The 9483-nt window shown below is 43.2% G+C and carries 9 protein-coding genes; 8 read left to right on the forward strand and 1 reads right to left on the reverse strand.

Features of this window, described 5'->3' with window-relative positions:
* The first annotated feature begins 593 nt into the window (after window positions 1–593).
* The 8 genes from cysG (at window position 594) to truD (ending at window position 8076) form a co-directional block, all read left to right on the forward strand.
* The gene (cysG, locus tag AAC854_RS19640) at window positions 594–2093 is read left to right on the forward strand and encodes a siroheme synthase CysG (RefSeq protein WP_340618590.1); all 1500 of its coding nucleotides are present in this window, start codon (window positions 594–596) and stop codon (window positions 2091–2093) included.
* A 90-nt stretch (window positions 2094–2183) separates the two neighbouring features.
* Window positions 2184–3092: a sulfate adenylyltransferase subunit CysD gene (cysD, locus tag AAC854_RS19645; RefSeq protein WP_340618591.1), complete on the forward strand. Its 909-nt coding sequence runs from the start codon at window positions 2184–2186 to the stop codon at window positions 3090–3092.
* A gap of 11 nt (window positions 3093–3103) precedes the next feature.
* Window positions 3104–4546 carry a sulfate adenylyltransferase subunit CysN gene (gene cysN / locus AAC854_RS19650; protein ID WP_340618592.1) on the forward strand — a complete coding sequence of 481 codons (1443 nt, stop codon included), beginning with the start codon at window positions 3104–3106 and terminating at the stop codon, window positions 4544–4546.
* The gene (gene cysC, locus AAC854_RS19655; RefSeq protein ID WP_340618593.1) at window positions 4547–5194 is read left to right on the forward strand and encodes an adenylyl-sulfate kinase; all 648 of its coding nucleotides are present in this window, start codon (window positions 4547–4549) and stop codon (window positions 5192–5194) included. It abuts the gene before it with no gap.
* Between the two features lie 216 nt (window positions 5195–5410).
* Complete coding sequence (gene ftsB / locus AAC854_RS19660) at window positions 5411–5728, forward strand: cell division protein FtsB (RefSeq protein ID WP_340618594.1); 318 nt, start codon at window positions 5411–5413, stop codon at window positions 5726–5728.
* Window positions 5729–5741: 13 nt separating this feature from the next.
* Entirely contained in the window at window positions 5742–6554 is an 813-nt protein-coding gene (ispD, locus tag AAC854_RS19665; protein WP_340618595.1) for a 2-C-methyl-D-erythritol 4-phosphate cytidylyltransferase, read from the forward strand.
* Window positions 6551–7024: a 2-C-methyl-D-erythritol 2,4-cyclodiphosphate synthase gene (gene ispF, locus AAC854_RS19670; protein WP_340618596.1), complete on the forward strand. Its 474-nt coding sequence runs from the start codon at window positions 6551–6553 to the stop codon at window positions 7022–7024. Before ispD ends, ispF begins: the two co-directional genes overlap by 4 nt.
* A gap of 2 nt (window positions 7025–7026) precedes the next feature.
* Window positions 7027–8076 (forward strand): tRNA pseudouridine(13) synthase TruD, encoded by a 1050-nt coding sequence (gene truD / locus AAC854_RS19675; RefSeq protein ID WP_340618597.1) that lies wholly within the window; start codon window positions 7027–7029, stop codon window positions 8074–8076.
* Window positions 8077–8240: 164 nt separating this feature from the next.
* On the opposite strand, the gene AAC854_RS19680 is transcribed toward truD, so the two are convergent.
* Window positions 8241–9131 (reverse strand): lipase family protein, encoded by an 891-nt coding sequence (locus AAC854_RS19680; RefSeq protein ID WP_340618598.1) that lies wholly within the window; start codon window positions 9129–9131, stop codon window positions 8241–8243.
* Window positions 9132–9483: the final 352 nt, after the last annotated feature.

A 9483-nucleotide genomic window follows, 5' to 3' on the forward strand; every position in this document is an offset into this window, starting at 1 on the left:
CTTGCTGTGACATAGCCTTTTGTTCCTTTATTTCTCTATTTTTGACGACTTAAAGTTATAAAGGAGCGGCTATGTCATTTCAACTCATCATAAAAGTCGAGCATCGCGTTACTTTAATATTCTAGTACTTCAATCCAGATGAAGCAGTTGCCATCCCAGAATAAATAATAGCTATCAAGCATTTCCTTCAAACATTTTTTCAAGCTTGCCTTTTAAACAGTATGTCCAGTATTTCGGTGGGAATATTACCTCTTGAATTGGATGATTTATAAAAATAGTAAAGCAGATATTAATTTTATTTGTAACCTGAATAATAAAAACTTTCCCCCACGATCTTAAAATTCAAAAAATAATCCTAAAATGTGATTTTTATCACAAAATAAGTCTCTCAGAAAAGGGGAGTTGCGCAATAAAAAAGCAGGGGTTTTTACTGAATATTTCACATGTTGCAATCTTATAACCCATTAAAAAACTGACCTTATACGATTCAGGAACTAATAATTACTTTTTGTCATTTCATAACCTCGTCACAGCTTCATATATTCATTCTTTAGATAATTATTAAGAAATTAAACACTGGATGGCATGTCACTGTGGACTATTTACCCTTATTTGTTGAGCTCAAAGCCCGAAAAGTATTGCTGGTGGGAGGCGGAGAAATTGCTTCTCGCAAAGCAAGTCTGTTACTGCGTACTGGTGCAGCGTTAACAGTTGTTGCACCTGAATTACATGCAGAACTGCAACAGAGCCATCAAAAGGGAGAGTTTGAGTGGTTACAGGGAACATTTAAAACCGAATATCTTAATGGCGTATTTTTAGTGATTGCCGCGACTGATAATCACAATCTTAACCAATCTGTTTTTGCAGAAGCCAATAACCGGTCAATTCTGGTTAATGTTGTGGATAACCAGCCACTTTGTTCCGCTATTTTCCCCTCCATCATTGATCGTTCTCCGATTATGGTCGCGATTTCATCGGCTGGAAAATCTCCGGTATTGACAAAGTTATTGCGGGAAAAGTTGGAGTCCTTACTGCCATTTCATCTTGGTTCAATAGCAGATATTGCAGGCCGCTGGCGTGAACGCGTAAAACAGCGGCTTGCTTCTATGCGTCAGCGACGCCATTTTTGGGAAAAGGCATTTAATGGGCGTTTTGCCACTTTGGTTGCTAATGGACAGTTACAACAAGCAGAAGAGCAGCTCGAACAACAATTAACTCAGGATAATTCTCGTATCCAAGGAGAGTTGGCGTTGGTAGGTGCAGGGCCGGGAGATCCGGGTTTACTGACATTAAAAGGTTTGCAGGTGCTCCAGCAGGCTGATGTCGTCCTCTATGACCATTTGGTTAGTGATGAGATTCTGGAATTAGTACGCCGTGATGCAGACAAAATCTGCGTTGGAAAAAGAGCGGGTAATCACTCTGCTGTTCAGGAAGAAACGAATGCACTCATCGTTGAGCTGGCAAATCAAGGGAAAAAAGTTGTGCGCCTGAAAGGGGGAGATCCCTTTATTTTTGGTCGTGGCGGAGAAGAATTACAAATTGCGGCAGAGGCTGGTATTCCTTTTCAGGTTGTGCCCGGTATTACCGCTGCTGTTGGCGCTTCTGCGTATGCAGGTATTCCTTTGACACATCGGGAACATTCTCAAAGCGTCACTTTTATTACAGGTCATTGTCGTGAAAACGGTAATGAATTGGATTGGCCTGCATTAGCGCGGGGCAATCAAACACTGGCAATTTACATGGGCATCATGAAATCTGCCTTAATCAGTCAAAAACTGATTTCACACGGGCGGGATGCCGATACTCCCGTTGCCGTCATTGGTTGTGGCACTCGTCCAGAACAGCAAGTGTTGACCGGAACCTTATCCGAACTGGAACGGTTGGCACAGGAAGCTCCATCTCCTGCTTTGCTGATAGTGGGAGAAGTGGCTCAACTCCATCATCAGATAGCGTGGTTTAGGCAGCAATCCGTTGATCAAAATCCATTGACTGATCAAGAAAAAGCGGTTGCTCAAGTAAATCATACTGCTGTTATACCCAATGAATTTCAAGATGCAGCGCGACGGCAAGGGAATGAATCCCCGGGAACATAGATAACTATGTGACTGGGGTGAATGAGCACAGCCAACAAAGTGGCAACTTGAAAGACGACGGGTATATCGATTTTGAATAAGGAGTGGTTTATGGACGAAAAAAAACTGACACATTTACAGCAGCTTGAAGCTGAAAGTATCCATATCATACGGGAAGTAGCGGCTGAATTTGCCAACCCTGTGATGCTCTATTCGATAGGTAAAGATTCTTCAGTCATGCTGCACCTCGCACGTAAGGCTTTTTATCCGGGGAAGGTTCCTTTTCCTTTATTGCACGTGGATACAGGCTGGAAGTTCCGGGACATGTATGATTTCCGCGATCGTACTGTGAAAGAGTATGGTCTTGAATTGCTGGTTTACCGCAATCCACAAGGGGATGAACTGGGAATTAATCCTTTTATTCATGGCAGTGCAAAACATACCGACATCATGAAAACAGAGGGATTGAAACAGGCGCTGAATAAATACGGTTTTGATGCTGCATTTGGCGGGGCGCGGCGTGATGAAGAAAAATCGCGTGCGAAAGAACGAATTTACTCATTCCGTGATCGCGCTCATCGTTGGGACCCAAAAAACCAGCGTCCGGAACTCTGGCGCAACTATAACGGCCAGATTAATAAAGGGGAAAGCATCCGTGTATTCCCGTTATCCAACTGGACTGAGTTGGACATCTGGCAATACATCTATTTAGAACAGATTGACATTGTTCCCCTTTATTTCGCTAAACACCGTCCGGTTATTCAGCGCGACGGAACATGGATTATGGTTGATGATGATCGCATCGATCTGAAACCCGGAGAAGTGATCAGCCAGCGTCAAGTTCGCTTCAGAACCTTGGGTTGTTGGCCGCTGACAGGCGCTGTGGAATCGGATGCAGGGACGTTACCGGAAATCATAGAAGAAATGTTGATATCGACTACCAGTGAACGGCAGGGACGGCTGATTGATAGTGATCAATCCGGTTCGATGGAACTGAAAAAGCGTCAGGGTTATTTTTAAGGAGACCAGAAATGCCAGCACTTGCATATAATGAAACCATCGCCAGCCAGATCAAACAGCAAGGAGGCGTTGAAGCTTACCTGCGGGGACAGCAAGAAAAGGGATTATTGCGCTTTTTAACCTGTGGTAGCGTGGATGATGGCAAAAGTACACTAATAGGCCGTTTACTGCATGACACCCGCCAGATTTATGAAGATCAACTTGCGACATTACAAAGCGATAGCAAGCGGATAGGGACTCAAGGCGAAAAGTTGGATCTGGCGTTATTAGTCGATGGATTGGCTGCGGAACGGGAGCAGGGCATTACCATTGATGTTGCATATCGTTATTTTTCCACAGAAAAGCGCAAATTCATCATTGCGGATACGCCGGGGCATGAACAATATACCCGCAATATGGCCACTGGCGCTTCAACCAGTGATCTCTCCATTTTGCTGATAGATGCACGAAAAGGTGTCCAGGAGCAAACGCGCCGACACAGTTTTATCAGCACCTTGCTGGGTATTCGCCATCTGGTGGTTGCCGTGAATAAAATGGATCTACTCGAATACCGACAGGATATATTTGAACAGATCAAACAGGATTACTTGGATTTTGCGGCTCAATTGCCTGCTGAGCTGAATATTCATTTCGTGCCAATTTCGGCATTGGAAGGGGATAACATTGTCACCCGCAGCGAAAAAATGGCATGGCATACAGGAAAAACTTTACTGGATATCCTTGAAACCGTGGATGTACAGACCAAAGCGACAGAACAGCCTCTGCGCTTTCCGGTGCAATATGTAAACCGTCCCGACCTCGATTTTCGTGGATACAGTGGTACATTATCGTCAGGGGTTTTGCGCCAAGGCCAGAAAATTAAAGTTATGCCATCAGGGGTTGTTTCGACGGTAGAGAGAATAGTGACTTTCAACGGCGATCTGCCATTTGCTGTACCCGGAGAAGCCATTACCGTTGTACTAAAAGATGAAATTGATATCAGTCGTGGCGATCTGTTGGTTGCTGTTGAGGATCAAATGATCGCAACCCGCCATGCTTTGGTTGATGTTGTATGGATGTCGGAAAAGCCACTGATTCAGGGGCAAAGTCTGGATATCAAAGTTGCGGGTAAAAAAAGCCGGGGCAAAGTCGATAATTTCCAGTATCAGGTAGATATTAACAATCTGACCCAGAAAGTTGCGGTTGAACTCCCTTTGAATGCAATCGGGCTGGTGGAGCTTTCATTTGATGAGCCGTTACTGCTTGACAGTTATGCACAAAATCCGGATACAGGCGGCATCATTTTGATTGATCGTCTGACCAACGTTACTGTGGGAGCCGGACTGGTGCGGGAAATTCAGACTGATGTTTATGAAGAACCCAAAGAATACAGTGAGTTTGAACTGGAGTTCAATCGGTTAGTCCGTCGTCACTTCCCGCATTGGGGAGCGCGTGATTTATTGGGAGGGAAATAAGTGTCTCAGAATAAGACATCTGTTTTTTGTTCATCAGGCTCTCGTTCACCGGTTTCCCAAAATATCGTCTGGCATTCACATACATTGGATAGGAAACAGAGGGAAACAGTAAATGGGCATCCTGCCTTAGTCATTTGGTTTACGGGATTATCCGGTTCAGGAAAATCCACTCTTGCGGGAGCATTGGAACAAGCGTTGTTTTCGCAAGGAATCAAAACTTACTTACTGGACGGTGATAATCTGCGCCATGGTTTGTGCAGTGATTTAGGGTTTTCTGACACCGACAGGCAGGAGAATATTCGACGAGTCGGCGAAGTCTCAAAATTGATGGTTGATGCCGGGCTGGTGGTGCTGACCGCATTTATTTCCCCCAACAGAACAGAGCGGCAAAAAATACGTGAACTCATGGAAGCGGGGCAATTTATTGAAGTGCATGTTGATACGCCCCTTGAAATATGTGAGGCTCGCGATCCCAAAGGGTTATATAAAAAAGCACGAGCGGGAGAATTGCCCAATTTCACGGGAATTAGTGCAGCTTATGAAGCACCGGAGCATCCTGATATTTATTTGAATGGCTCACAAACCGTGGAAACTTCGGTCGAAAAATTGCTTTTAGTTCTGAAAAGTTACGGTATCCAGCCAGCTTAATTCCCTCGTTAAATAAACCGCGATGAAACACATTATTATTGATAGTGGAATAATGTGTTTCTACACTCATCTAATTCAATATGTGTTTATTACATCACGTGGTCATATTTTGTGACTGTGTTTTAGATCAGTTTTGCGATAGTAAATAGAGAGTAAATAGTCAGTGGCGTGATGCTTTCAGTTGTGGGATGATTAGCGGGTTTTCAGGGGGGGGAGATGGGCAAACTAACGCTACTATTACTGATTCTGCTTGGCTGGTTGCAGTATTCGCTGTGGTTCGGCAAAAACGGCATTCATGATTACGTTCGGGTTAAGTCTGAGGTTGATAAGCAAGAAGTCGATAATCTCAAACTGAAAGCGCGTAATGATCAGCTATTTGCTGAAATTAAGGATCTGAAAGTAGGAAATGAGGCGATTGAAGAACGTGCTCGTGATGAACTGGGCATGATTAAGCCGGGAGAATCCTTTTACCGTATGGTACCAGATACCTCTAAACAAAACGTGCAGCAATCTTTAAACCAGAACAGCAACTAATCTACTAATCGAAATGAATAATTCAGGGTTTCATTCTCCTATTGACCATACTCTTATTGGCAGTCCTCTTACTGAAATAGTCGCATTGATCCCGGCTGCGGGCATTGGTAGCCGGATGAAATCCGATTGTCCAAAACAGTACCTCAACGTTGCGGGGAAAACGATCCTTGAACATACCTTGGCCGCATTACTGGAACATTCCCGTATACAGCGCATTATTGTTGTACTGAATCCTGCTGATACTCAATTTGCGCAGTTGAATATTGCCTCAGATCCAAGAATTACCACCGTTATCGGTGGTGAAGAGCGGGCAGACTCAGTATTGGCTGGGTTAAATTATTTATCTGGCTTGCCGACCGAAAGAGCAATTTGGGTTTTGGTACATGATGCCGCTCGACCTTGTCTTCATCGGGAAGATTTAGATAATTTGCTATGTCTTCTTGATCAACGTGTCGATTCTCCTGACATATGTGGCGGGCTTCTGGCCTCTCCTGTGAGGGATACCATGAAACGTATGGTATCGCAGTCAGTAAAAGAATCACCCTCAGCCAAACATTATACAGTGATTGATCATACCGTTGAGCGCAACGGGCTTTGGCATGCCCTGACCCCGCAGTTATTCCCTTTGCAGCTATTGCGTGATTGCTTGAACAAAGCTCTTGCAGAGCAGGCCTGCATTACGGATGAATCTTCGGCGCTGGAGTATTGTGGTTACCGCCCTGTATTGGTCAATGGGCGGGCGGACAATATTAAAGTTACCCAACCTGAAGATTTAGCATTGGCTGAGTTTTATCTATCCCGAAAATCTAAGGAATCTATCGTATGAGAATTGGACACGGTTTTGATGTGCATAAATTTGGCGGAGAAGGCCCATTGGTCATTGGCGGTGTCCGCATTCCTTATGAACAAGGATTAATCGCTCATTCAGACGGTGATGTTGCGTTACATGCTGCCACAGATGCCTTGTTGGGCGCGGCGGCATTGGGTGATATCGGTAAATTATTCCCTGATACCGATCCTGCCTTTAAAGGTGCGGATAGCCGGGAACTGCTGAAAGAAGCTTATCGCCGTATCCGGACAAAGGGTTATCGGATCGGGAATTTGGATATCACCATCATTGCGCAGGCGCCGAAAATGCTGCCTCATATTCCTCAGATGCGGGTTAATCTGGCAGAGGATCTTGAATGTCATATGGATGATATTAACGTTAAGGCAACAACCACAGAAAAACTGGGATTTGTAGGCCGTAAAGAAGGCATTGCCTGCGAAGCGGTGGCTTTGTTGGTAAAGGAATAAGTATGACGTTGAGTGAATTACACTGGCTTTATGGCCGACCGGAAGCGACGGGTGTTGTCAAAGCCTCCCCAGAAGATTTTATTGTTCGTGAAGATTTAGGTTTTTCTCCTGATGGAGAAGGCGAGCACTTGATGGTACACATCCGTAAGATTGGATGTAATACCCAGTTTGTGGCAGATAATCTTGCCCGTTTTGCCAAAATACCTTCTCGTTCTGTCAGTTATGCAGGGTTAAAAGATCGCAATGCAGTTACGGAACAGTGGTTTTGTTTACATCTTCCGGGAAAACAAGATCCGGATTTAACCGCCTTTCAGCTTGAAGGCTGTGAAGTTCTGGCAACCTCCCGCCAGAAACGAAAACTACGAATTGGTGCATTGAAAGGTAATGATTTTACTCTGGTATTAAGAGAAATATCTGACCAACAATCCGTGGAAAAACGCTTACAGCAGATAACACAAACCGGTGTGCCTAATTACTTTGGTGAGCAGCGTTTCGGGCGTGATGGTCAAAACCTGGTGCAGGCGCAGCGCTGGGCGGCGAACGAAATTCAGGTCAGAGAACGTAATCGCCGCAGCTTTTACCTTTCTGCCTGCCGGAGTGCCATGTTTAATGCTATTGCCAGCATACGTATCGCCCAGAATACACATCAGCAGGTGTTAAATGGCGATGCTTTACAGTTAACAGGACGTGGTAGCTGGTTTGTGGCTGATGAATCTGAATTAGCCGTGTTGCAGCAGCGAGTCATGGACGGGGAATTACAGATAACGGCGCCTTTGCCGGGCGATAAGGCACTGGGTACACAACATCAGGCCTTGGATTTTGAACAACAATGCTTACTGGAATACGAATCACTCTGGGAATTAGCCAAACGTGAGCGAGTGGAGAGCGCCCGCCGCGCAATATTGGTGAAGCCACTTAACTTACGCTGGGAATGGAAGGATGATCAAACCGTCACTCTCCATTTCTCTCTGCCATCGGGGAGTTTTGCCACCAGCGTTGTCAGAGAGCTGATTAATCAAGAGCAAAATAATACTGCGGATATTGCGGAATAACAGTTTGATTAAGAGCCTAATGGCATAGGCTCTTAATCCATATTTATATCCAATACCCATAGGCTTCCCATTATTCCCCATCATGGTCGTCTTGCCACGATACATAAAAATGGGCGAATCGTGTTGGTTGTGTTCATTTATTATATTCCCTGATTCTTTATTATTTAACCATCCATTGTCACTTGTAGACAGTCATTCCATGTTTGATGCTCTGTCGGGACATTTGCATTAAGTACATCATAAAATTTGTATTTATTTAATAAAGCAAGATAAGTGAGTATAGTGTGATTGCAAATCAGTGTATCATTGATTTTTACATCGTCTCTCGGAAACAGTTTATTGACATTTGGTAGCTGTTCAGCATAAGGGGGAAGTTTAGGTACCAGATCATTTATATAATTATTAACGACATTATCCTTGAAATGATCATTAACATAGGTAACAAATTCATAATTTCCTACTTTTGGGCTGGCAAATAGGCAAGCCCTACCGTGAGGGACTTTATTATAGATATCTCTCATAAGATAAGTTCCCATTGCAGCACCAAGGCTATGACCTGATATCGTGAAATAACCATTTACTCCGATAAATTGTGCGATGGCATCTGCTAGTTTGAGTTGGGAGTAATTAATGCCTGTTGTATTATCAGGAACAACCAGATTCAGAGATTGATACATTGAATGAAAACCATCAATAACCGCTTGACCCGGTGTATCAGGCCAGGGATATATATAGTCTATATCAAGGTCCTTCATTTTTTCTGCAACGGTTTTGGTCCCTCGGAGAGCAAGAACGTATTCCCCGGGGTTTTTTATTCTCTCAACAATATATCCATGATTAACTTTTTCATCGAAGAAAATTAATTCTTTTTTATTTGTTTGCGGATTCGTAAAATTAGAATAATAATTACAAGAGATATAGCCTTTCAGTTTCCAACCATCTTTTTCTATGCGTGGGTCTGGAGGGGGCATCAGGTTATTCGGATATTGGTCAAACATAGTTGCTGCGTATAGATCTAATGATGCAAAACTATCATGGAAATTTACTGTGAACATATTTACCTCCCTTGTGTTGTTATTATAAAAAGCCAAATAGATAACTAAAGTATATTTCATTTTTAAAATACTGCCTGAAATTCAGGTGAATATTTTGTTTTTTTATTTATTCATATGTTATTAATTTTTAATTAAAATAAGGTGTAAGTTTTAATTGTCCAAAATAATTATTCCATTAATAAATGAATTAAAAAAATAATCATATACATTAATATATAATTAAATAAGAGAATTTTTCAGTTATATATACCAATCGTCATTGAAGATGCTTGATTTCTTATCCCAATCCGATCATGCTTACAACCATGAAAATTCATCTGACACCAGAACAAAAACGCGCCCTTGAATTGAT

Origin of the sequence: Xenorhabdus entomophaga (genome assembly GCF_037996725.1) — a bacterium.
Taxonomy (GTDB): Bacteria; Pseudomonadota; Gammaproteobacteria; order Enterobacterales; family Enterobacteriaceae; genus Xenorhabdus; species Xenorhabdus khoisanae.

Bases quoted from the DNA above. Each gene is read 5' to 3' on its own strand.
- cysD (WP_340618591.1), top strand. From the start codon at position 2,184: ATGGACGAAAAAAAACTGACACATTTACAGCAGCTTGAAGCTGAAAGT.
- cysN (WP_340618592.1), top strand. From the start codon at position 3,104: ATGCCAGCACTTGCATATAATGAAACCATCGCCAGCCAGATCAAACAG.
- ftsB (WP_340618594.1), top strand. From the start codon at position 5,411: ATGGGCAAACTAACGCTACTATTACTGATTCTGCTTGGCTGGTTGCAG.
- ispD (WP_340618595.1), top strand. From the start codon at position 5,742: ATGAATAATTCAGGGTTTCATTCTCCTATTGACCATACTCTTATTGGC.
- ispF (WP_340618596.1), top strand. From the start codon at position 6,551: ATGAGAATTGGACACGGTTTTGATGTGCATAAATTTGGCGGAGAAGGC.
- truD (WP_340618597.1), top strand. From the start codon at position 7,027: ATGACGTTGAGTGAATTACACTGGCTTTATGGCCGACCGGAAGCGACG.
- AAC854_RS19680 (WP_340618598.1), bottom strand. From the start codon at position 9,131: ATGTTCACAGTAAATTTCCATGATAGTTTTGCATCATTAGATCTATAC.